Raw genomic sequence first — 21,927 nt, forward strand, 5'->3', positions numbered from 1 at the left:
GCTGCTGGACACCCAGCGACGCCTCCAGCGTCCTTGATGAACCGCCGTATGCGGAACCGCACGTACGGTGGTGTGGGAGGGCTGAGGGGGTGACCCCTCACCCTACCCGATCCCGCGCGCGGCGTTGTTGCGTGGGGGACATCGCGCGGCATGTTGCCCCGTCAGGCTGCCTTGCGCGGGGGGATCGTCAGCCCTTTCGCCACGGCGGGGCGCGTGACGAACGCCTGCAGTGCGCGCGTCACGTGCGGAAAGTCGTTGATCCCGACAAGCTCGCCCGCTTCGTAGAAGCCGACCAGGTTGCGCACCCACGGGAAGGTCGCGATGTCGGCGATCGTGTAGTCGTCACCCATGATCCACTGGCGCGTGGCGAGGCGGTCGTTCAGCACACCCAGCAGCCGTTTCGCTTCGGCGATGTAGCGGTCGCGCGGACGCTTGTCTTCGAACTCCTTGCCGGCAAACTTGTGAAAGAAGCCAACCTGTCCAAACATCGGGCCGATGCCGCCCATCTGGAACATGACCCACTGGATCGTCTCGTAACGGCCGGCGGCGTCCTGCGGCATGAACCGGCCCGACTTCTCGGCGAGATAGATCAGGATCGCGCCGGATTCGAACAGCGCCATCGGCTTGCCGTCCGGGCCGTTGGGGTCGAGGATCGCGGGAATCTTGTTGTTGGGATTCAGCGAAAGGAACGCGGGCGACATCTGGTCGTTCGTCTCGAAGCTGACGAGATGCGGCTCATAAGCGAGGCCCGTTTCTTCGAGCATGATCGAAATTTTCACGCCGTTCGGAGTCGGCAGCGAATAGAGCTGGATGCGCTCGGGATGCTGGGCGGGCCATTTCGTTGTAATCGGAAAGGCGGAAAGCTGGGTCATCTGGAGTTCCTGATGCGGGGTCGTGAGCGGCGACGCGGCGCCGTTGAATGCGTATCCGGCGGTATTCGTCGTACAGGGCCTTAAATATAAACACTTCCATGATTTTTTGCCTGCCGTGGCCGCGTCGAATGCCGGCGCAGTGCGCCTCTCTGCTCCCTATACTTCTACGTGCTCAGTTCCCGATTCACACGCCGAATCCGTGTCACCGCCTTCGACCTGGCGAACCGGCCTGAACGATGTTCAAGGCGCGTCGTCGGGTCATGCCGTGCGTCCGTCGACGCAATCCAGTCCGCACCCGTGACTCTCATGGAGGATCAGTGCGGTCATGCAGTACAGGAGGGCGAGATGGCGACATACATCGTGTTGGTCAACTGGACCGATCAGGGCGTGCGCGCCGTGAAGGAAACTGTCAACCGTGCGAAGGCGTTCAGGGAAGTGGCGGCCGGAATGGGCGTGAAGGTCGGCAGCGTGTTATGGACGCTTGGACCGTACGACCTCGTTATCACCTTCGATGCACCTGACGACGAAACCGCGACCCGCGTCGGACTCGCGCTGGCGCTTCAGGGCAACGTTCGCTCGACGACGATGCGTGCGTTCGGCGAAGTCGAGATGACAGGCATTCTCAGCGGCCTGAAATAGGTCACGCCGTGCGCTGACGTTAAAATGGTTCATGCGCCTTCTTCATGCCGCGTGCGGCGTATTGCGCGCGGCGTACTTCGACTCCACATGAACCACGAACTCTTTCCGGATGCCGCGCCAGGTCGCGCCGGTGGTAGCAGCCAGTCCGTTGCATCGACAACTTTCACGCGTGAACTGCTCGAAGCGCTGCTTGCCGGCGCGACGACGCCGCCTTCGTTCGAAGACTGCGCGTTCGACATGGCCGACCTGTCGCGACTCGACCTGAGCGGATGCCATTTCACGCGCTGCACCGTGGTGGAAGCGTCATTCTTCGGCGCGCAGCTCAACGGCACGCGCTGGCGTAGCTGCCGCGGGCGGCAGGCCGATTTCGGCGCTGCCGATCTTCATGACGCGACGTTTCACGCCTGCGATCTCAACAACACCAGCTGGCGGCGCGCGAAGCTCGCGTCGGTATCGTTCAGCGAGAGCAAGCTGACGGGGGCCACGTTCGAACATGCTTCGACGCTCGGCTTGCAGTTCCGCGAGTGCCTGCTGATCGGCGCGGACCTGCGGGGCATGTCGTTCCGGAGGGCGACGCTCGACCAGCTTGATTTTTCCGATGCCGACCTCGACGGCGCCGACTTTCGCGATGCCGTATTCAGCGGCGGCAGTCTGCGCGACGCGTTGTTGAAGAACGCGCGTTTCGCCGGTGCGGATCTGCGCGACGCCGACCTCGGCGGCCTCCGTCTTACCGACGCCGCGCAGTTTCGCGGCGCGACGATTTCGCACGCGCAGGCGGCAATGCTGATGGAAGAGCTTGGATTGCGGGTGGCGTAAGCGCGCGATGCAACGATCTGCTTACCTGTGAGGTAATTGAACGTCCGCGTGGGACTGGCGAGAATCAGGTCGTAGTCGAGCCATGTAACCCACCGGAGAAAGCAGATGACCAACGTCTCGTTCGTCGCACTCGCATGCGGCCTCATCATCGGACTCGGCGCGATTGGCGCGTGTATCGGTATCGGCATCATGGGCGGCCGCTTCATCGAAACATCCGGCCGTCAGCCGCAGATGATGACCGAACTGCAAACGCGGATGTTCCTGCTGGCGGGGCTGATCGATGCTAACTTCCTGATCGGCGCTGGCATCGCAATGATGTATTCGTTCGCCAATCCGTTTCATTAGGCAGCAAGCGGCCACCAGGCATAAATAGCGCCGGAATTTTCATTCCGGCGCGCAATGCACGTCGAATCTGATCAGTTTTGTCGGGCCGAACGCGTTGCTGATTGCGACATCGGCGGCATCGCGTCCACGCGCCATCAATACGCGGCCGGTGCGCGGCGCGTTATTACGCGGATCGAACGTTTGCCAGCATCCGCCGACATACGCCTCGAACCACGCGGCGAAATCCATTGCGCTATATGGCGGTGGCGTGCCGACGTCGCTGATATAGCCGGTGCAGTAGCGCGCCGGAATATTCATCGCGCGGCACAACGTGACCGCGAGATGTGCGAAGTCGCGGCACACGCCTTTCTTTTCCTGCCACGCCTGGAACGCAGTCTTCGTCGGCCGCGCGAAGTCATAGCCGAATGTGATGTGATTGAACACATAGTCGCAGATCGCCTGCACGCGATCGCGTCCCGGCGGCGAAGCTGAAAAGAGTTTCCATGCGATGTCGGAAAGCAGGTCGGTTTCGCAGTAGCGGCTGCCGAGCAGAAACACGAGGCATTCGTCCGGCAACTGTTCAACCGGCGTCGCGTACGTGAACGGCTGCAGCGCTTCCGGTTGATCCGAAATATTGAGCAGCGCGGACGTGGACAGCGAAATCTGCCCCGGCGGCGCGACAATGCGGCTGCACAGGTTGCCGAAACCGTCGCGATACTGCGTAATCGGCACAGGCGGGTGCACATGCAGCACATCGGGACTCACAACGTCCTGTACGCGCGAATAATGCGTGTTGAGCATCAGCATCATCGGCGTCGGCTGCTCGCATTCGTAGACCAGTTCATAACCCACGCGAAGTTTCATCGGAACAGCCTTTATGTGTTGAATGTGATTGGGCGGCGCGCTTACTCTTCGGTGACGCTGACTTCGACGTCGAGACCCTGGAACGAATGCATGGCGCCATGCCAGGTGCCCCACAGCGGCAGCGCCTGGTAGTAATTCCACGCGACGGCCACGCGGATCAGATGCCGGTTACCGATGATGCTGTTGGTCGGATCGAAATCGATCCAGCCGGCGCCGGGCAGATAGATCTGCAGCCATGCGTGTGTCGAGCCACCGCCCTGTGCCGGATCGTGATCGGGTACGAAGATGTAGCCGCTGACGAAACGCGCGGCGAGTCCGAGCGAGCGCACGGCGTCCATCATCAGCACCGCGAAATCACGGCAGCTGCCGCTGCGGTGGCGCAACGTATCGGCTGGGCGATTGACGCCTTTTTCAGTGCGTCGCACATAGAAGAAGCTGCTTTTGATCTCCAGCGTCATCGCGCGCAGCATCGCCATCGTGCCGGTGTTGCCGTCGGACGCGATGAAAGCGCGCGCCCAGGTGTCGACTTCGTCGTCCGGATACTGGCGGCTGCGCGCGTTGACCAGGTCCGTTGCTTCCTCGTTCGTGTAAGCGAACGGCCACGTCGCGGCGTAGGGCTCAAGCGAATAGTCGGGCAGCGGTGCCTCGAAATGTTCGAGCGTGACTTCGCTTCTGAAGCGCAGTTCGGCCGCCGTTCCGGAGAACGTTGCAACGGCAACCGAGTTGTCGAAAACGTCGTGCAGCCAGTGAAGACGCGCGGGCTGCGGCGTGATCACAAGCTGTGTCGTCAAAAGCCGCAGATCGTGACTCGCGCGTGGCCGGAACATCATCCGGTGTTCGCCGAAGCTCACGGGCTCCGAATACCGGTAGACGCTCGTGTGTCGCACCGTCATGCGCTGCGGCTCAGTCATGTTGTGCCGCCGTCCGGGTGACGGACGCCGCGGGGATCAAAACGATCGTCATGTTGTCGCCTGTGAAAGCCTGCCGCGACAGCACGAACTGGGGCGACGATTGTGGCATGCATTTCGTGAGCCACATCGTGCTTTCCGGCGCGCGCGGGGAAAGCATTCCTGATCGAGCATACACGCGCCATATTTGCCCGCATCAGATGTTTTTCTGCACGGCGTGTGAGCGGCGGCAGCGGCGTGAGCGCAGGTCGGTAAAGGGGTGCGAGGTACGGTAACCGTTACTGAAACGTCTGCGCGAGGAGTTGCGCGACCTGTCGGAATCCGCCAGTCAGCGACGGATCGATGCCGTATCCGTCGGCCAGCAACGCACCGGGGTCGAGATAATCGACGCATACCGGTTCCTGTGCGTCCTGCCAGATCACGATCTTCAGCGGCAGTTCGAGCGCGGCGTGCGGGTTCGCCTGCATGACAGGCGTGCCGCCTTTCGGATTGCCGAAGAGAATCAGCCGGGTCGGGCGCAGCGTCGTTCCGGATTTTGCCGCGGCAGCGGCCTGATCGATGTCGGCGAAAATGGTCATGCCGCGCGACGTCAGTGTCTCGGTGACAAGCGCCACGGTGCGGTCAAAATCGAACCGGCTTTGCAATGTGACGACGGCGGGCGGCGCGGTAAAGGCGGGCATGATCGTGATCCTTTGCAGTGGGGTGCTGCTGGAAGCGCACAATGACTGCCGCCAGCATACTGTGCTTCCCAAACGAAGGCAGACAGCGCGCGCGTACGCGTAATCCCTGGCGGGCATCGGCCAGACCGTAGCGATAACATCGGTCGGCAAAAAATGCCCCGTCGGGTCATAGCAATTCGCAAGGCCGCCCGAACCTCACCACGGAATCTATTCGATGACTTCGACCGAACATCCCGTCAGCGAAGCAGCCCTCGAAAAACTGCGCCACGTCAGTACCGCCACACTCACGACGCAGCTCTTCAAGCACGGCCTGCGCAACGTGTTCATCCAGGGCATCGTGCCGCTCGTGAAGCCCGCGGCCGGTGCGCCGAATCTCGTCGGCCCGGCCTTCACGCTGCGCAATATTCCCGCGCGCGAGGACATCGACCACATCGGCATTTTTCAGGATCCGGACCATCCGCAGCGCAAGGCCATCGAAACGGCGCCGCCCGGCAGCGTGCTCGTGCAGGACTGCCGTGGCGAGCGCAGCGTCGCGTCGGTCGGCTCGATTCTCGCGACGCGTCTGAAAATGCGTGGCGTAGCCGGCATGGTGTCGGACGGCCCGATCCGCGACAGCGCGACGATCGCCGCGCTCGGTCTCCCGCTCTTCTGCGCGGGCGCAAGCGCGCCGCTGAATCTGGCGAAGCATCACGCGGTCGACGTCAACGTTCCGATCGGTTGCGGCGGCGTGGCGGTGTATCCGGGCGATATCGTCGTCGGCGATGCCGATGGCGTCGTGATCGTGCCGCGCCATCTCGCCGAGGAAGTCGCGCACGCCGCGGCCGAACAGGAACTGATGGAAGCGTTTATCACGGAGCGCATCGAAGCGGGTGCGCCGTTGCGCGGCACGTACCCGCCGAACGCCGAAACGCTGGCCGCTTACCAGCAGTGGCGTAAAGCCCGCACCGAGGATGCGCCGCAGATGGGCCCCGCCGGTTGATGCGTTGCAACGTGGTGTGTGATTTCGAGTCTGGAAAAACAGGCACGAAGAATGCGTCTTCCTGTCCTCACACTCCATGGCTCATCGAGGTCGATATGGAAATCGAATCAACTGCGTGGTTCCCGCTAGACCGGTACGCGCCTGCCCGCGAGGGCTGGTACGAGGTGCAGCTCGTCAATGGAGACACGGCCTTCGCGAAGTTCGGCGAAGGCGAGTGGACCGAGAAACCGATGCTCGTTTTTACACACTGGCGTGGCCTTGTTTCCGATCCCGCCAGATCAGACGAAACCGAAACCATCGACGCTGAAGTCATGGCGGCCGAAGGCGTGCGCGCGGCGTGGAACGCGTTCTTTCCCGGCATGGGCGGCGAGGCGCACCAGAAACACTAAAGCGCTCCCGCGCGCCTGCCGGCCGGCGCCGTCCGGCGCGCGAATTTCAGCGCTCGTCCGGCGCGACAAGGCCCGAGCGGCGCTGCTTGCCCCACGACCGTCCACCGCGCAGAAAGTGGAGCCAGCCCAGCGCCGCGCCTGCGTGACGGATCAGCTGGAACGTGAACGGCTCGGCGATCGCGGCGGCCATCGCCATCCCGATGCTTGAGCCTGAGCGGTCGCCCGTCCAGCGACGGTAGAGGTGCACGCACCACAGGTAGAACGCGAGATCGATGGCGGTCTTCAGGCCGATCACGCTGAAGATCGAAATGACGATTGCGCCGTGTCCACCGAATATGAAGCCCAGCAGCAGCGCGAAGGCGGTGAGCCCGTAAATCGGCTGCATCGTATCGATTGCCTTGACGGGTAGCATCAGCATGCCGAGCGTGCCATAACGCGGGTTGCCCGTCATGTCGCGATTCCAGTACTGCGTCTGCAGAAAGCCCGCGAACCAGCGACGCCGCTGACGCAGGAAGGTCGCCAGCGTGCCGGGTGCATCGGTGCGCGCGTGTGCATTGCCGACGACGCTCACGTCCCAGTGTAGACCGTGATCGACCGCGTAGCGGCGCAGGCGGTGAATCAGCTCGTAATCCTCGACGAGACACTGCGGATCGAAGCCGCCGACCGCGAGCAGCGCATCGCGCCGGAATGACGCAAATGCCCCTGAAATCAGCAGCAGGCTGTCCGCGCGCATCCACGCAAAGCGCGCGATGAAGTTGCGCATGTACTCGTACGTCTGGAAAAACTGGAAGAGCCGACCCGCAACCGTCTTGCTGCAAACCGGCACGAGAATGCCCGCAGCCGCGACGAGGCCCGCATTGCCCGCGAACGCGGCGCGCATCGCAAAGGTGGCGTCGTCGGCCAGCAGCGTGTCGGCGTCTACCGTCATCACCGTTTCGGTCGTCATGACGGTAATCGCGGCATTCAGCGCGCGCGCCTTGCCGCCGTGCGGCACGCGCAGCCAGTAGAGATTCGGATACAGCGTGCTCGGCGCGCTCAGTTCGCCTTCTGCGGGTGCTGTCAGGCCAAAACGGCGTGTGAGGAGATCCCGCGTGCCGTCGGTCGATCCGTCGTCGGCGATGACGATCTGCGCCGGCCCGTGCGTCTGCCGCAGCAGCGCGGCAAGCGTCACGGGCAGCACGGCCGCCTCGTTATGTGACGCCACGATGACGCCCATGCCCGGCATCGGCGCATCCGCTCCGCGCGCGTCCGCGGCGGGTGGCTGCATCGGCCGGATCAGCGGCAACGTTTTCAGCGTGACGAACGCGAGCAGCAGCGTGTCGTAGATCACGTAGGCGATGCCCGTCGACCACGCGACGACGCCATGCAGGAAGAACGCCCGCGCGAACAGCACCAGCCACAGCGCGATGACGCTGAAATGAATCGCCACGCCCAGCATCGTCGCCGGGCGCGGCAGGATGCGTGGCGAGGCGAGCGCGAGCGCGCTTTCCAGCGAAGCTTTCGCACTTCGTGCCGCGTCGGCGGAATTCACGGGCGCGGTCCTGGCGGGACAATCGACGTCATGGCTCACGGCACCATCCGTTTCAATACCGATTTGCGGTCGATCCACTCATGCTTGAGCGCACCGCCGATGTGCATCGCGAGCAGCGCATACAGCGCATACCCGAGCCACGTATGCAGCGCGCCGAATGTGTCGTGCAGTGGTTCCTTCACGGCGGGAGCGAGATTCATGATCAGGCCGATGCGCGGCCAGGGCACGATTCCGAAGAGGGTCATCGGATGCGTCGCCGCATCTTTCCACGCGGAGTCGTGCATCCATCCGGAGAGCGGCAGTCCGATCATCAGCAGATAGAGCAGGAAGTGCGCGACGTGCGCCGCGCCACGCTCCCAGTTCGGGAAACTGCGCGGAAGGGGCGGCGGCCGGTGCGACGCGCGCCACAGAATGCGCAGCAGCACGAGGCCGAGTACCGTAATGCCGATGGACTTGTGCGTGTTGATGACGGGACGCACCCAGTCGTCCGGAAGCGAATCCGCGCTCAGCCCGAGCACGACGTTGACGAGAATGAGCACCGCAATGATCCAGTGCAGCAGCATCGCGGTGCGGGAATACCGCGAGGGCGTCGTTGTGTCAGCCAGTTCGGCGCGCGACGGGTTGGCCTGTGTGTTCATCGGTGGCGTCTTCAGAAGTGTGAGGCGATGAAAGCTGTCAGAAATGGGGGCGCCAGGTGTATTCCGCTTGCGAACCTGGCGTGGTCTACAGGAAAACGCCTGCCCTGCGTACTTTATTCCGGATATATCGTTTCAAACATTTCCGGATATTTCACGGAATAACCCGCCACTGGATGTGTAAACAGTGCAGGGGTAATGTCATTTATCGGCGTCTCGCGCGACTCACGCTTACGAATGCTTAAAAACGTTGGACGGATCCAGCAGCCAAACGTGCGGAATCCGGCGAACGTAAGGCGCCTTGGCCCTGATATCAGAGCCGGAGACTTTACTCGGATGAATATCATGAAACGCTCGAAACGGATTTTCCTGAAGGTATTCGGCGCGACCACACTCGCTGGCGGCACGGCCGCGTGGCGCCTGTTTGGCGCTGCGCCGGCGCAGGCGGCCACCGGTGCGCCGTTCGAGGTCAGCCATTCGGACGCCGAGTGGCACAAGATGCTGACCGACGCGCAATACAACGTGCTTCGCGAGGAAGGCACCGAGCGCCCGTACAGCAGCCCGCTCAACAGCGAACATCGCGCGGGCATCTTCTCGTGCGCCGGGTGCCGGCTGGACCTGTTTTCATCGAAGACGAAGTACGACAGCCATACCGGCTGGCCGAGCTTCTGGAAGCCGCTGGATGGCGCCGTGGCGACGCAGACCGACACGTCGTTCGGCATGGCGCGCAACGAGGTGCACTGCCGGCGCTGTGGCGGGCACCTGGGACACGTCTTCGACGACGGCCCGCAGCCCACCGGCCTGCGCTATTGCATGAACGGTCTTGCGATGACGTTTACGGCCAAGGCCGTATGACGCATTTGGTGCTGCGGCCGCGTCGCAACACGCGGTAATCCGCAGGCATAAAAGCAACGGTCCTGCGCCGGCCGGGCATGACGCAAAACGGCGCGCTGAACGAGGATGTGGATCATGAAGTTCCTGACTCAAACTTTCGGACGGCCGGCGCGCACATGTGCGCTGGCTGTCGCGGTGGCGCTTGGCCTCGCTGGCGGCGCGCTCGTGTTGACGCAGCGCACGGCAATGTCGGCGGAAGCCGCTGTCGCGATCGCGCCACCAGCCGTGGACGAACCGGCAACGGGCGCGCATACGGAAACCGCCGTGCTTGCGGGCGGCTGCTTCTGGGGTGTGCAGGGCGTGTTCCAGCACGTGCGCGGCGTGACGAACGTGGTCTCCGGCTATTCGGGCGGCGAGCGAGATACGGCGGAATACGAAACGGTCAGCACCGGGCAGACCGGTCACGCCGAATCGGTGCAGATCACGTATGACCCGTCGCAGATCACGTATGGCCGGTTGCTGCAGATCTACTTTTCGGTGGCGCACGATCCGACCGAACTGAACCGCCAGGGGCCCGACGTTGGTACGCAGTACAGGTCGGCGATCTTTCCGGCCAATGACATGCAGAAGGAGGTCGCGCAGAGCTACATCGCGCAGCTCAACAAGTCGCACGCGTTTCCCGCGCCGATCGTGACGAAGACCGATCCGCTAAAGGCGTTCTATCCGGCCGAAGGTTATCACCAGAACTATCTGACGTTGCACCCGGACTCGATGTATATCGCCATCAATGACCTGCCGAAGGTAGCGAACCTCAAGCGGATGTTCCCGACGCTCTACCGCGACAAGCCGGTGCTCGTCGCGACGGCTTCGAAATGAGCGCTGCCTGCGGTGAGACCGCAGGCAGATAGTTGTTGCGTGTCAGGGACTTGAGCGACGTGTGCGCAGGTTGTCCACAGGCTTCTCAACAAAATGTGGGGATAACCTGACCCCGCGACGCCCAGGTTTAGCAAACATCTGTTCCGTTTGGATTCAACAAGCTGATTGTCGGCACATGGCCTCCGGTTGTCCGCCGCAGGTGGTTTGTGGGGAAAATCGTTCGCAATCCATCAGCGAAGGGCTGCTCCCTGAATTTGACGCCGCCGGTCGCCGCCGCATCGTGAACGGCGGCCGCGGCCTGTCTGGCCGGCTGGCTGATCGAAGGCCGCAGACCTGGGGACGGACGCGGCAACTCATTTTCCCTCGTTGTCAACGAGATCACGAGCAGCCCTTCGTCGCCGTTCCTGTCCATGGATCTGACTACAGGGGGGCAGCTGCAGATCCAGGACCAGTATGTAAAGCTCGACAAGGCGTCGCTGACAACAGGCGAAGCCGTTGCGCTGTGGGACGCCGTGTCACGTACCCTTCGGCCACGCCCAAACGGCTATTAACCTGGTCGCGAGCAGCGTTCTTATCAGCCGGAAATCACAGGGTGTGATTTTCCGCGCAGGCGGGCCTACGCCGCCTCGGGCAGGGCGGGCGCGTCCTCGGGGCCAAGGTCGTAGGCTTCGTACTCGGGATTCGGCAACTACGGCATCTCGCCCCTGCAGGTCTTCTCCAGGAATGCCCCGAGTTCCTGCCAGGCGGCGCGCGGCCACGCGCCGAGCGTCGCTTCACGGGACTGGCCGGCGACCGACGCGGGGGCCACCGTAACAGGAGCGTGTTTTCCCCATGCTACGATGACCCGCAATGTGATTGACAGGCGAACAGGCAAGGAAGCCATGGCAACCCTATATGACACGCTGGGCGTGCCCGCAAGCGCCACGGGCGAAGAAATCAAGCGGGCGTACAGGAAGGCCGCGATGCGCTGGCATCCGGACCGCAACGCCGGACACGAAGAGGTCGCGCGGGCGGCGTTTCAGGATGTCAAGAACGCGTACGCGATACTCTCGGACCCATCGCAGCGCGAGGTGTACGACGCCGTGTACGCCGAGCAGATGCGCGTATGGGAAGCGCATCGGGAACGTGAAGCGCGCGAGCAGGCCGGGCGCGAAGCAGCGGCACGAGCAGCCGCCGAGGCGGAATACGCGGAACGGGTCGCCGTGGCGATGCGCTTCGCCGACGAAGGTCACAATCGCGATGTCGTGTTTGGCGTGCTCATCGGGCAGCAATGCGAACCCGGTCTCGCTGCGCAGATCGCGGCCAGTGCGGTAGCGTTGCATGCATCACGCCAGGCGCCGCCGGTGGAGGAAGACGTACCAGCGACAGACGACGATGTCGCAGAACACGCCGCCGCGTGCAATGGCGAGACGCGCCACGCAAGGTCAAACGCCAGCGCCGACGCACCGGGCGGGGGTCTAGGCACACTGTGGTACCAGTTCCTGAACGGATTGCGGTTCTGACCGGCGATACAACAGCGGGCGACCAACGCGTGCCACGCAGTTTGATAACCAGAAGAATGAGAGAACAGCGTGAACATGGAGACTGGCGCAGGCCCGACCACAATCGATGAACGGTACGGGCCGCCGCAGCACGCGTCTGTGCGCAGCTTGAAAGGCGTGATTCGTGCGCTGGCGTATTTCATCGTTTGCTATTTCGTCGTGGGCATCGGCTTCGCGATGGCCTTAGGCGTGGTGGCTGGATTCTGGGGACTCGTTGCGCACCACACGGGAACGTCTTCGCTCTTTCGTCATGTGCTGCTTGCGGGCGGCAGTTCCGGTGCGCTGTTCGTCGCGCTGTTCCTTAGCGTCAGGCGCACATCGCGTGGGCTGTCGTTTAGCGCATTTTTGCGGTGTGTCTGGCCTCAACCGGGACGCGTGCTGCGCGGTGCGGGCCTCTGGTTCGTCGCGCATCTGGTTTCGCTTGCCGTATTCGTTGCGGTCTCGATGGCGATGGACCCGCACTGGGCACGCAACCTCGCGCACGATTTTGTCTGGCCGCCACAGCGTGAAATCGCATTAGCGTGGGTGCTGCTGGTCGTGCTCTTTCCATTTCAATCCGCCATCGAGGAACTCGTGTTTCGCGGCTGGCTCACGCGCACGCTCGGCCAGGTCATGCAAAGGCGCTGGTGCATCGCGTTGCTGGTGGGCGTTGCGTTTTCAGTGGCACACGGCCTCGACGGTTACTGGCGCTTTGCCGACTACGTCGTGACGTCGCTGGGACTCTCGGCACTCGTCAGTCTGACCGGGCGACTCGATGAAGCGATGGGCGCTCATGCGATGAACAACGTCTGGGTCGCCACAACTGGCGTTCTTTTCATCGGGCAGGACGATCCCGCGAGTTTCTTCACAGCCACCGGACCGATAACGCGGCTCACGTTTCTCGACGCGGTCGTGCTGGCGACGACGCTCTATCTGATCGCGCGATGGCGCATGGGCCGTGCAGCGCGGGGCGTGGTTTCGTAGCGCGTGGCGGGCGGATTTTTCCGGCATTTCAGGCCAGATACGCAGCGAGCCGCCGATGCGAAATCGTCCGGCTGTGCGGAACTGAGCGTTGCCGCACTCTCACCTGTAGACGCATCCCGGGCGCCGCAGTAGAGTTCAGAAAAATTTAACTGAAAAGAATTCGGGGGCGACATGACATACAAGTCATGGACGGTCAGGACACTCGCTGTCCCTTCGGCAATCTGGCTGGCGTTTGCCTGCGGCTTCGCCGTTCACACACTCGATCCACTCTTTGCGATGCTGTCGCTCGGAATGCGTCCACTCGTTTTGCTGTGGGCGATCGCGTGGCTCTTCGCAAGCGCGCTCGGCAAGGAGCGGCTGCCAGTCACACCGGGCGATGCCACGTCAAGAACGCAACTGTTAGCCCGCGCTGCGTTTGCGACGCCGGCCACCAGTGTGACGTTATCCGTCACCGCGAGCGTCGGCCCGAAGGTAACCGCTCCCGAAGCGACAGGTGTATGGCGCCGCTACGCCGCAAGAACGCTCGACCTGCTGCTCTGGACATTCCTGGCCGGCTACGCAGTGGCGTTTATCAATGGCGTGACGGGTTGGCACCTGCTGCAGTTTCGCTCGACGCTCATGGTGAATGTGAGCTTTATGGGCATGGTCTATCTGCCGCTCGCACTCTTCATCGATGCATTGATCTATGCGGCTTGCGGGAACAGCATCGGCAAGGCATTGCTTGGCATTCGCGTCGTCGAACCGGATGGCACCGCGCCTTCGTTTAGCCGGTACCTGGCGCGCAATTTTTCGGTGTGGATGCGCGGCTTCGCGTTTGGGTTACCCGTGGCGCAGCAACTCATCATGATCCTGAATGCGGTGCTGCTTAAGCGCGACGGGACGACCGCATGGGACGCACGTCTGAAGTTCCGCGTGGTTCGCGAACCGTGTACGACCGTTCACTATCTGCTCGCGGTGTTGTTTGCGGCGTTGCTTGTCTCCGCGGTTGCTTACCATCGCGCGGTGCACGCTCGCGCCGGAGCGATAGTGCCTGCCGTGAAGACGCAGCCAGAAGCAGCGCGCGCGAAACCCGCCACTGCGGAAGCACTCGAGATGGTCGCGGCTGCTAAAAGGCTTTAGCCGTAGCAGATAGGGATACGGTGCCGCCCGGCGGCCGGAACGTATCCGACGTGCGTTGCCTAGCGCCGCGTGCCGAAGTCGTTTGCTGTAACGACGACGCGTCCGCCTGGATTTGCCAGCAGTTTCCTCTCCGCTACGGCGAAAATGCGTTTGCGGCCGTCGTCGAAAGTTCTGAGGATTCGCGCTTCAGCGGCGCCATGCTGCAGCCAGAAATGCTGCTCCAGCGCTTCGCGGGTTACCGAGCACTCATGGTCCCGCCCCCGAAGTGACAGAACGAAGACCACTGCCCGACCATCGGGCGAGACGCTGGGCTCGAACTCCACAATCTCCATGACACACCTCGCAGCATCCGGTGGGCCAGCGAAGTCTCATACTTCGCGTGGCGCCCGGATTAATTTAACAGAAGCACAGCGTGCGCGCGCTATTGGCGTCGCCTTTGGAACCGGTATTACCGGAACCGGGCGAAACCCGCGAGCGAATCGGGTGCCATCCGCTGATGGATACGTGCGTTCGTAAAGCGCGTACCCGTTGTAAATTCGGTCAGCAGGATGTCGAGTGTCTGCGGACGCGGTGCGGCGCCGGCCTGATCGTTTCGCGCGAACGACGAGACGGCAAACCAGGAATGCGGCGGAAGCAGTTCGTGCAGACAGGCGCCTCGCGCATCGCTAAACCGCAGGCACCCCGTGTCCGGATAGAAGGCGACGGTAATGGCATCGCCGCCGGTTCCCCGCGTTGCAGTCAATGGTCTGGTGGTTATCATGTTCTGGTTCTTTTCGGTCAGGATGTTTCATTCAGCGCGTTACCCGACGCGCTGCCCGGTAGCGTCGAGGCTCCGGCAGGAGGCCACGCGGGTTATTGCATCAGCAATCGTTGTACCTGACCGTTAGCGGCCGCACGGTAATGGCATATAAGTGTGCTCTGGCACGGGTCTCCGGAGAATGTCGCACTGTCAAGCGCATTGCTAAGACGATTGACGTGTGCGGGATTTACAACGTAAGGATGCTATCGAGGAAGCCAGTACGGCTCGCGCCCGAAATAACGATGGACCGCTGTCGCCCATTGAGGATCGGCCATGGAAGGCCAGTGGTCCTTGTCGAAACCCGGCGCGTTTTTGATTTCGTCCGCGGTGATGTGGACGAGAAAGAGTTTTTCGTCGATGTTCAGCGTCAGTGCGCCCCATGGAATGGCGTGCAATGTGTTGCCCATGCCGAGAAAGCCGCCGGCAGACAAGACCGCATAAGCGATGCACCCGCTCCGTACGTCGAGCATGATTCCCGTGATGTGTCCGACGTGTTCGCCATCCGTCGTCACGACCTTGTCGCCCGTAAGTGTTCCGGCCGCCATAACATCCGGACCCGGCCCGTCGCCAGGGAGAACGCCAACGATATTCGCGCCGCTGTCGCCTGCGGCTGACTGCAAGGGGGAGTTGGGTGTGTTCATGATGCGCTCCTGGCCAGTGTTCTTCCCGGTTTGCGCAAGCCGCGTTCCTGATTCGACGCTGGCACGAAATACGGGGCAGACGGATTCGAGGCAAGCCAGTTTTTTATAGGTGCCTTAAGGCTCACTTAATTGTTCGCTGCGACTATGAGTCGACCCCTGTTTTGGCCGCCAGTTCATCGGCGGCAATTTTTTTAGGCATGCGGGGTGTTCGACATGAAGCGAAATGCAACCAGCCATGGAGAATCGACGATGGTTCAGGATAATGTGCGTGAACAGCTTCGGGCCATGTCCAGCGCCGAGCGCGGATTCGCACCGCGGTCGTGCCGGATTTCCGAGCCTTTTCAGCCGCTGTGGGGCCGTCCGTACCGGTTTGTCGAATGGTCGCCGCATGCGGAAGAAGACGCGTGTTGTCGCGTCGTGCCTGCGGAAAGCAGCGCTGAAGAGATTGTCGCAACACTCCTCGCTCATGTTCCCGGAAGGCGTGTGCGACTTTCCAGCGAAGACGCCTGAAGCCGTGTTTTAGTATGACGTCATTCAGGCGCGACCAGTTTCGTGTCATCGGCAAACACGATTGAATGCGGAATGAAACGCGTCTGATACGTTCCTTTCTTCAGGTTCCAGATGGCTTTCTGATCTTCAAGCGAGGCGTCGTATTCCCGGCGGTCCACCCAGACAAATGTGCGAGCTGGTTTGATGTTCTCGCGTATGGCGATGTAAACAGTCCCGACACTGGCGCCCGATACGTCGAAGAATTCGAGGTCGCCGGAGACACCCGCAAGCGCTTTTTCGGAACGGTTTGCGACACTGATCTTGAGTATCTGCCGGGCGTGATAGCCCTTTTTTTCCGCGTGGCGTGGGTCCTCGTGCTTGTCGATCAATGCGACATTGACGAGCGCGTTCATCTTTTCCAGCGTCGCCTCACGCTCGGCTTCCAGCTTGTGACTGAGTATCTCCGCCGACTGACCCATCTCATGCTGGTCGTAAAGCCAGAGCCGTTGTTCGCCAATCGCCTTACCAATCGTCATGCCAACCGGCACGCCTTCGCCACCGAATATCTCGCCGGTTTTAACGCGAGCCAGATAGCCGGAGGCCAGATCTCTTTCTTCAGGCTTGAGACGATTGAGTACCGGAGCAAGTTGCGTGTCCCATTCGGCCATGTCTGACGGAATCGGTGTATCGGCAGGTCCAGAGCATGCCGCAAGCGCCATTCCCGCGATGAATGCCATGACGCCCATACCGGCGCGTGGGCCTGTAGCTACCTGCTGTTCCTTTGAGTTGATGATTGGCCTCGACATGTTCCACTCCGCTTTCGACGACCGCCGCGAAGCAGGTGATGCATCGCAGACAGTCATGATGGCTGCCGTCTTGAGTCCATGATCGGTGTCTTTCAGCAGCGCTCATTCCAGTCTAGGGCGCGGCTTTCAAAAGCGATGCGACCGGCTGTCGCGGTTGAGGGCTACCCGGCCGAAATGGACTGTTTCAAAATCTGAATCAGGGCGGCCAGTGTGTGAAGCAAGCTTGAAAATCCGCTTTAAATAAATCTCGAAAGCGAAAGAAACGGGATGCAAATGGCGTGACCGTCGCTTTTGAAACGTCAAGTAATGACAAAACTTTTGTCATTAAGTGGTTGTACGTGGCATAGTGCGACCATCTAAACCTGAAGGGAGGCTTTGATGGCCACATTGGAACAAATCCAGGCGCGACTGAAAAAACTGCAGGCGCAAGCCGATGCGCTAATTGCGCGAAAGGCACAAGTCGCAGTGAACCAGATTCGTGAGCTGATGCTCAAGCATGGTTTGACGACTGCGGATATCGAAGCAAAAGCCAAGGCACGACGCGACGCAAAGGCCTTGAACGGTCGCTCGGCGATTGGCAAGGCAAAGACTGCTGGCGCGGCAAAGGGCAAGCTTCCGCCGAAGTATCGCGATCCGAAAACAGGCGCAACGTGGAGCGGTCACGCGCGTCCGCCGGTCTGGATCAAGAACGTCAAAGACCGCACGAAGTTTTTGATCGACGCAGCGGCTGATTCGGCTTCGACAGTTTCGAGCGTTGTCGGTAAAGCGAAGGTTGCGGCTAAACGTGGCGCTGCTGCCAAAAAGGCAACCGCAAAGAAGGCGGTCTCAAAGAAGGCAACCGCTGCAAAGAAAGTGACGGCAAAGAAAGCCATCGGTGTTAAAACGGCAATGAAGCGTACCGCTGCGGCTGCCGGCAAGAAGGCCGCTGTCAAAAAGACGGCAGCTAAAAAAGCGGTGGCTAAAAAGGCATCGGCAGTGAAGAAGGTCGCCGCCCAAAAGGTCGCTGCTGCGGAGGCAGTTTCTGCGTCGTAAGTAGTCGATGTACGTTGACGGCCTCGAAAGCGTCGACGGCGTTAGCGGATACGACCTGAACCCGAACCGGCTGTGGTCGTGTCCGCCTGAAGCATGCAGGCGAAACGGAAAAACCAGAACGAACGCGAAGTGGGCCGCGGGTTACTGCCTGCATCGTCGCTTCGACTGGTGGGTGCGGTGTCCCGGCAAACGCCGCGAGCGTTTTTGTTCGCATCCAGGCACCTTGACCGATCAACTCGTTGTCTCTGGCTTTAGCGCCTTCCTTTTACGATTGGGTTTTTAGAACCCATCGATCAAATTTTCATTCCGCTGTCTGCACTGTCCGCTCTTCGCGGTGAGGCGCGCCGCATGCATTTAACGGCGGCAAGAACCTGCGCGCCGCCCATGCGTCTACGTCTATGATGAAGCAAAGGGTATCCACGCGCGCTGACCGTCTCTTTTCCATGTCAGCGTGAACCTCTCCACATGCGGAGGTCGGATGAAGCGCGACGATGCAACTGATGCAGCGACCCGGATCGACGCCGGGCAGGACGCCGCAGCCGCATTCTCATCGCTGGCGGCGCCGCTCGTTCATGAGGCGATCGACTGCGCAGCGCAACTGGACGAGCGCTCCGCACCCGAATCGCTCCACAAACTGCGCGTCGTGCTACGACGCTTGCGTTCGCTATGGTGGGCGTACCGGCCGCTCTTCGATAAGGACATCAACCAGCAACAGCGTGCGCTGTTCAAATTCCTCGCGACGGCTGCCGGCAAAACGCGCGACTGGGACATTCTTCTGGAATTGCTTGAAGAAGAAGTGAAAGCCGAATCTGCCTCTTCGAGCGAGCTAAAGGCGGCTCGTGCACAGGCGTTGACCATGAGTCTCGGGACACTCGCGAACGCGAACGTGAAAGAGGTCCTGCGCGAAACGCTATCGGATGCGACAACGGCGTTGAATACGGCGCACGCGCGCGCAACGATAGGGAAACTGGCAGAGCGTCGGGTCGCGGCGAGCGAGAAGTCATTGCGCAAGCGCATGAAGCGCGCGTCGGGAGCGAAGAAGTCGGACTACGCTTCGTTCCATGAAGTGCGGAAGGCGGGCAAGACGCTCCGCTATCTGCTCGAAATGTTCGGCCCGGTGCTACGCAGCCGTCATCGACGGACGCTCAGGCGCCTGACGAAAATCCAGAAACGGTTTGGCACGCTGAACGATGTTGTCGCAAGCGAAGCGCTGCTTCAGCAGAACGAAAACCTGTTTGGAAGTAGCGGTGCAGGGGATTCCGCGCTGGAATGGATGAAGCGGGAGCGCAGGCGTCGCCTGCGGGCAGCAAGAAAGTTGCTGCGCGATGCGTAGATACAACACAGCGAGCCACAGCGCGTTACTGAACGCGAGCGACGGCGCAACGGATCAACGCGTTGAATATGCGTGCGGGTTAGCGGCATGAAACGCACAGCGTGCGGAACACACACGATTCACCACGCGGCGGCGACTGTCTCGCTGCCGTTAAAGTACGAATGGCCCGCGAGGGCGGGCCATTCGTAGTCGCAAAACCGACCGTCCAGCTGCTTACAGCGGCTGGATGTTGGCGGCTTGCTTGCCCTTCGGTCCTTGCTTCACTTCGAAGCTAACCTTCTGATTTTCTTGCAGCGACTTGAAGCCGCTACCTTGAACTTCAGAAAAGTGTGCGAACAGATCTTCGCCGCCGTCATCCGGCGTGATGAATCCGAAACCCTTCGCATCGTTGAACCACTTCACGGTACCAGTTGCCATTTTTAATCCAGTAAAAGTTGTGTTCCATCGCGACCGCCGTATTTCTGGATCGGTAGCCGCGAAGATAGAGTTGTACCACGCCTTTATGAAAACCGCCTATCAGCAAGTACACGGGGTAACGAATTTTTGCGATATTTATGCACCCATTTGGGCGAACGAGCGGTCAAAAATCGTCATCAATGGTGACCAGGGTAAACTGGAGCCACACATCCAGGAACTCCATGACACATTATTTGCAAGATGAATTGACTGCCTTTTGGGGTCGGCTCGCCCCTTATTTCGTAATTCTTGAGTCAAATCAAAGCGGTGGAACTGATCCCATTGGTCGCGTGACAATCGATACCGACGATCATCAGGCCTTCGCGCTTCACACCACCGACGTCAAACCGGAAGGCGACACATCGGAAGATCCGACCGGTCACAGCGCGACTTACACGCGTTTCAAGGTTGCGGGCGCCGAATGGGGTCCGTGGCAGCGGGAAACCTGGCAGTAGCGCGGTAAAAGGGGCTTCAGGGTCCCAGTCTCTTTCGCCGGCGGGGCGGCAGCGGGCTTCGGGCGCGTTGCGCGGCAGCCCCGGCACAGCAACCCAGAAGCCCGTCATGCCTAACTTCAGATTCATCCCCAGTGTCCCCGCCACGTCGGAAGACGATTTCGACATCTTCGCGACGACGAAACTCTCCGGCTATCTCCGGTTCTATGGGGTTTTGCGGGTGGTTCGAAAGACCGACGGGAAAGTGCTGTTTCCGTTCGACGGCGCGCCGGAACTCGGCCCTTTCGCGACAAAAAACGAGGCGCTGGCGGCCGCGCAGGTGCAGGGCGAGCAGATCGTCGCGGGCGACCTGGCGCATCCGGAGCTGTAAGCGTGCGGGCCTATCAGGCCCGCAGCAACAAACACAACCCCGGCGCGCGCTGCCGGCCAGTCCGGCGGCGCATTGCACGTCCGCGGGCGTGGCCGGCAGCCAGGATCAGACGATCCCGGTCGTGTAGTACACCGTGATCACGAAGAACACGGCCAGCGTCTTGATGACGGTAACGGCAAAAATGTCGCGATACGACTGACGGTGCGTGAGGCCGGTCACCGCAAGCAGCGTGATCACAGCGCCGTTGTGCGGCAGCGTGTCCATACCGCCGCTCGCCATGGCGACCACACGGTGCAGCACTTCCATCGGGATATGCGCGGCTTCCGCACCCTTGATGAACAGATCCGACATCGCGGCGAGCGCGATGCTCATGCCGCCGGACGCCGAACCGGTAATCCCCGCCAGCGAACTGACCGAGACCGCCGCGTTGACGAGCGGGTTCGGAATGCTTTTGAGCGCATCGCTGACGACGAGGAAGCCCGGCAGTGCGGCGATCACGCCACCAAAGCCATATTCCGATGCCGTATTCAGCGAAGCCAGCAATGCGCCGCCCACGGCAGCCTTGGTGCCGGTCGCGAAACGCTCACGCACGCGGCCGAATGCGGTCAGCACGACGAGCAGAATGCCCAGCAGCAGCGCGCCTTCCACCGACCAGATCGCCACCACGGCCTTCACCGCCGTCGTCACCGGCGCATGCACGCCCGGCAGGACTTCCGGCGCGACGGTGTAGCTTGCGCCATACCATTCGGGAATCATGCGCGTCAGTGCGAAGTTCGCAACGCCCACGAGGACCAGCGGCGCGACGGCCAGCAGCGGATGCGGCAGCGCCTTCGATTCGACGCGTTCCGGCTCGTTGACGAGATCGGTGCCGTAGCCTTCGCCCGTTGCCATTGCCGCGCGCCGACGCCATTCCAGATACGTCAGGCCCACCACGATGATGAACACCGAGCCGATCACGCCGAGCCACGGCGCGGCCCAGGAGGTGGTCTTGAAGAACGTCGTCGGGATGATGTTCTGGATCTGCGGCGTGCCCGGCAGCGAATCCATCGTGAACGAGAAGGCGCCCAGCGCGATGGCGCCCGGCATCAGACGTTTCGGGATGTTGCTCTGGCGATACAGCTCAGCCGCGAACGGGTACACCGCGAACACGACCACGAACAGTGAAACGCCGCCGTAGGTGAGCAGCGCGCACACGGCAACGATCACCGCATTCGCGCGTGAACGGCCGATATAGCGGATCGCAGCGGCCACGATCGATTCGGAAAAGCCCGACAGTTCGATCACCTTGCCGAACACGGCGCCGAGCAGGAACACCGGGAAGTAGAGCTTGACGAAGCCGACCATCTTTTCCATGAAGATGCCGGAAAAGACCGGTGCGACGGCGGCGGGATCGGTCAGCAGCACGGCGCCGAGCGCGGCGATCGGCGCGACGAGAATCACGCTGTAGCCCCGATAGGCGGCGAACATCAGAAACGCCAGTGCGGCGAGGACGATGACAAAGGACATTAAGTCTCCAGAACTTGGTGTGTTGTACGCACGCGCGTCGACGGCCTGAGCGCAGACGTAGGGAGCCGGCGCT

General features: G+C 61.6%; 28 protein-coding genes. 16 read left to right on the forward strand and 12 right to left on the reverse strand.

Annotation, left to right across the window (positions count from 1 at the left end; all coding sequences use genetic code 11):
• Nucleotides 1–161: 161 nt before the first annotated feature.
• Nucleotides 162–872: a glutathione S-transferase N-terminal domain-containing protein gene (locus LPA36_RS08150; protein WP_228875656.1), complete on the reverse strand. Its 711-nt coding sequence runs from the start codon at nucleotides 870–872 to the stop codon at nucleotides 162–164.
• Nucleotides 873–1,217: 345 nt separating this feature from the next.
• Between LPA36_RS08150 and LPA36_RS08155 the strand changes: the two genes are divergently transcribed.
• The 3 genes from LPA36_RS08155 (at nucleotide 1,218) to atpE (ending at nucleotide 2,672) form a co-directional block, all read left to right on the forward strand.
• Nucleotides 1,218–1,511: a GYD domain-containing protein gene (locus LPA36_RS08155; RefSeq protein WP_228875657.1), complete on the forward strand. Its 294-nt coding sequence runs from the start codon at nucleotides 1,218–1,220 to the stop codon at nucleotides 1,509–1,511.
• Between the two features lie 87 nt (nucleotides 1,512–1,598).
• Nucleotides 1,599–2,327, forward strand: coding sequence for a pentapeptide repeat-containing protein (locus LPA36_RS08160; protein ID WP_228875658.1), 729 nt, complete (start codon nucleotides 1,599–1,601; stop codon nucleotides 2,325–2,327).
• A gap of 105 nt (nucleotides 2,328–2,432) precedes the next feature.
• Nucleotides 2,433–2,672, forward strand: a complete 240-nt coding sequence (atpE, locus tag LPA36_RS08165) for a F0F1 ATP synthase subunit C (RefSeq protein WP_228875659.1) — start codon at nucleotides 2,433–2,435, stop codon at nucleotides 2,670–2,672.
• A 39-nt stretch (nucleotides 2,673–2,711) separates the two neighbouring features.
• On the opposite strand, the gene LPA36_RS08170 is transcribed toward atpE, so the two are convergent.
• The 3 genes from LPA36_RS08170 to LPA36_RS08180 all read right to left on the reverse strand — a co-directional run bounded on the left by LPA36_RS08170 (nucleotide 2,712) and on the right by LPA36_RS08180 (nucleotide 5,103).
• Nucleotides 2,712–3,515: a transglutaminase-like domain-containing protein gene (locus LPA36_RS08170; protein WP_228875660.1), complete on the reverse strand. Its 804-nt coding sequence runs from the start codon at nucleotides 3,513–3,515 to the stop codon at nucleotides 2,712–2,714.
• 41 nt (nucleotides 3,516–3,556) lie between these two features.
• Nucleotides 3,557–4,426 (reverse strand): transglutaminase family protein, encoded by an 870-nt coding sequence (locus tag LPA36_RS08175; RefSeq protein ID WP_228875661.1) that lies wholly within the window; start codon nucleotides 4,424–4,426, stop codon nucleotides 3,557–3,559.
• Nucleotides 4,427–4,701: 275 nt separating this feature from the next.
• The gene (locus tag LPA36_RS08180) at nucleotides 4,702–5,103 is read right to left on the reverse strand and encodes a DUF302 domain-containing protein (RefSeq protein WP_228875662.1); all 402 of its coding nucleotides are present in this window, start codon (nucleotides 5,101–5,103) and stop codon (nucleotides 4,702–4,704) included.
• A gap of 214 nt (nucleotides 5,104–5,317) precedes the next feature.
• On the opposite strand from LPA36_RS08180, the gene LPA36_RS08185 reads away from it, so the two are divergent.
• A complete protein-coding gene (locus tag LPA36_RS08185) occupies nucleotides 5,318–6,082 on the forward strand; it encodes a ribonuclease activity regulator RraA (protein ID WP_228875663.1) in 765 nt (254 codons plus the stop codon).
• Nucleotides 6,083–6,177: 95 nt separating this feature from the next.
• Nucleotides 6,178–6,471: a hypothetical protein gene (locus LPA36_RS08190; RefSeq protein WP_228875664.1), complete on the forward strand. Its 294-nt coding sequence runs from the start codon at nucleotides 6,178–6,180 to the stop codon at nucleotides 6,469–6,471.
• A gap of 46 nt (nucleotides 6,472–6,517) precedes the next feature.
• Here LPA36_RS08190 and LPA36_RS08195 read toward each other — a convergent pair whose 3' ends face one another.
• Nucleotides 6,518–8,002: a glycosyltransferase family 2 protein gene (locus tag LPA36_RS08195; protein ID WP_228875665.1), complete on the reverse strand. Its 1,485-nt coding sequence runs from the start codon at nucleotides 8,000–8,002 to the stop codon at nucleotides 6,518–6,520.
• Nucleotides 8,003–8,037: 35 nt separating this feature from the next.
• Complete coding sequence (locus LPA36_RS08200; RefSeq protein WP_228875666.1) at nucleotides 8,038–8,640, reverse strand: cytochrome b; 603 nt, start codon at nucleotides 8,638–8,640, stop codon at nucleotides 8,038–8,040.
• A 342-nt stretch (nucleotides 8,641–8,982) separates the two neighbouring features.
• Here LPA36_RS08200 and msrB point away from each other — a divergent pair, with 342 nt between their 5' ends.
• The 6 genes from msrB (at nucleotide 8,983) to LPA36_RS08230 (ending at nucleotide 13,970) form a co-directional block, all read left to right on the forward strand.
• Nucleotides 8,983–9,492 (forward strand): peptide-methionine (R)-S-oxide reductase MsrB, encoded by a 510-nt coding sequence (msrB, locus tag LPA36_RS08205; protein ID WP_228875667.1) that lies wholly within the window; start codon nucleotides 8,983–8,985, stop codon nucleotides 9,490–9,492.
• 114 nt (nucleotides 9,493–9,606) lie between these two features.
• Nucleotides 9,607–10,347 (forward strand): peptide-methionine (S)-S-oxide reductase MsrA, encoded by a 741-nt coding sequence (gene msrA / locus LPA36_RS08210; protein WP_228875668.1) that lies wholly within the window; start codon nucleotides 9,607–9,609, stop codon nucleotides 10,345–10,347.
• A 317-nt stretch (nucleotides 10,348–10,664) separates the two neighbouring features.
• Complete coding sequence (locus LPA36_RS08215) at nucleotides 10,665–10,898, forward strand: T6SS immunity protein Tli4 family protein (RefSeq protein ID WP_228876484.1); 234 nt, start codon at nucleotides 10,665–10,667, stop codon at nucleotides 10,896–10,898.
• Between the two features lie 330 nt (nucleotides 10,899–11,228).
• Nucleotides 11,229–11,849: a J domain-containing protein gene (locus LPA36_RS08220; RefSeq protein ID WP_228875669.1), complete on the forward strand. Its 621-nt coding sequence runs from the start codon at nucleotides 11,229–11,231 to the stop codon at nucleotides 11,847–11,849.
• Nucleotides 11,850–11,924: 75 nt separating this feature from the next.
• Nucleotides 11,925–12,851 (forward strand): CPBP family intramembrane glutamic endopeptidase, encoded by a 927-nt coding sequence (locus LPA36_RS08225; RefSeq protein WP_228876487.1) that lies wholly within the window; start codon nucleotides 11,925–11,927, stop codon nucleotides 12,849–12,851.
• A 171-nt stretch (nucleotides 12,852–13,022) separates the two neighbouring features.
• A complete protein-coding gene (locus LPA36_RS08230) occupies nucleotides 13,023–13,970 on the forward strand; it encodes an RDD family protein (RefSeq protein WP_228875670.1) in 948 nt (315 codons plus the stop codon).
• A 59-nt stretch (nucleotides 13,971–14,029) separates the two neighbouring features.
• On the opposite strand, the gene LPA36_RS08235 is transcribed toward LPA36_RS08230, so the two are convergent.
• The 3 genes from LPA36_RS08235 to LPA36_RS08245 all read right to left on the reverse strand — a co-directional run bounded on the left by LPA36_RS08235 (nucleotide 14,030) and on the right by LPA36_RS08245 (nucleotide 15,410).
• Nucleotides 14,030–14,302 (reverse strand): DUF1488 family protein, encoded by a 273-nt coding sequence (locus LPA36_RS08235; RefSeq protein ID WP_228875671.1) that lies wholly within the window; start codon nucleotides 14,300–14,302, stop codon nucleotides 14,030–14,032.
• Nucleotides 14,303–14,418: 116 nt separating this feature from the next.
• Complete coding sequence (locus tag LPA36_RS08240; RefSeq protein WP_228875672.1) at nucleotides 14,419–14,730, reverse strand: hypothetical protein; 312 nt, start codon at nucleotides 14,728–14,730, stop codon at nucleotides 14,419–14,421.
• Between the two features lie 242 nt (nucleotides 14,731–14,972).
• Complete coding sequence (locus tag LPA36_RS08245) at nucleotides 14,973–15,410, reverse strand: PRC-barrel domain-containing protein (protein WP_228875673.1); 438 nt, start codon at nucleotides 15,408–15,410, stop codon at nucleotides 14,973–14,975.
• Between the two features lie 213 nt (nucleotides 15,411–15,623).
• On the opposite strand from LPA36_RS08245, the gene LPA36_RS08250 reads away from it, so the two are divergent.
• Complete coding sequence (locus LPA36_RS08250) at nucleotides 15,624–15,920, forward strand: DUF2866 domain-containing protein (RefSeq protein WP_228876488.1); 297 nt, start codon at nucleotides 15,624–15,626, stop codon at nucleotides 15,918–15,920.
• A gap of 20 nt (nucleotides 15,921–15,940) precedes the next feature.
• Here the strand turns inward: LPA36_RS08250 and LPA36_RS08255 are convergent, their stop codons facing one another.
• The gene (locus LPA36_RS08255; RefSeq protein ID WP_228875674.1) at nucleotides 15,941–16,705 is read right to left on the reverse strand and encodes a hypothetical protein; all 765 of its coding nucleotides are present in this window, start codon (nucleotides 16,703–16,705) and stop codon (nucleotides 15,941–15,943) included.
• A 378-nt stretch (nucleotides 16,706–17,083) separates the two neighbouring features.
• On the opposite strand from LPA36_RS08255, the gene LPA36_RS08260 reads away from it, so the two are divergent.
• On the forward strand, nucleotides 17,084–17,737 hold the full coding sequence (locus LPA36_RS08260) for an H-NS histone family protein (protein ID WP_228875675.1): 654 nt from the start codon (nucleotides 17,084–17,086) through the stop codon (nucleotides 17,735–17,737).
• A 478-nt stretch (nucleotides 17,738–18,215) separates the two neighbouring features.
• On the forward strand, nucleotides 18,216–19,070 hold the full coding sequence (locus tag LPA36_RS08265) for a CHAD domain-containing protein (RefSeq protein WP_228875676.1): 855 nt from the start codon (nucleotides 18,216–18,218) through the stop codon (nucleotides 19,068–19,070).
• A 213-nt stretch (nucleotides 19,071–19,283) separates the two neighbouring features.
• Here LPA36_RS08265 and LPA36_RS08270 read toward each other — a convergent pair whose 3' ends face one another.
• Complete coding sequence (locus tag LPA36_RS08270) at nucleotides 19,284–19,487, reverse strand: cold-shock protein (protein ID WP_090535384.1); 204 nt, start codon at nucleotides 19,485–19,487, stop codon at nucleotides 19,284–19,286.
• A 221-nt stretch (nucleotides 19,488–19,708) separates the two neighbouring features.
• Here LPA36_RS08270 and LPA36_RS08275 point away from each other — a divergent pair, with 221 nt between their 5' ends.
• On the forward strand, nucleotides 19,709–19,981 hold the full coding sequence (locus LPA36_RS08275; RefSeq protein ID WP_228875677.1) for a hypothetical protein: 273 nt from the start codon (nucleotides 19,709–19,711) through the stop codon (nucleotides 19,979–19,981).
• A 106-nt stretch (nucleotides 19,982–20,087) separates the two neighbouring features.
• A complete protein-coding gene (locus LPA36_RS08280) occupies nucleotides 20,088–20,348 on the forward strand; it encodes a DUF6723 family protein (protein ID WP_228875678.1) in 261 nt (86 codons plus the stop codon).
• Nucleotides 20,349–20,453: 105 nt separating this feature from the next.
• Here the strand turns inward: LPA36_RS08280 and LPA36_RS08285 are convergent, their stop codons facing one another.
• Complete coding sequence (locus LPA36_RS08285) at nucleotides 20,454–21,854, reverse strand: GntP family permease (protein WP_228875679.1); 1,401 nt, start codon at nucleotides 21,852–21,854, stop codon at nucleotides 20,454–20,456.
• Nucleotides 21,855–21,927: the final 73 nt, after the last annotated feature.

Origin of the sequence: Paraburkholderia saeva (assembly GCF_907164555.1) — a bacterium.
In the GTDB taxonomy this organism is placed as follows: domain Bacteria; phylum Pseudomonadota; class Gammaproteobacteria; order Burkholderiales; family Burkholderiaceae; genus Paraburkholderia; species Paraburkholderia saeva.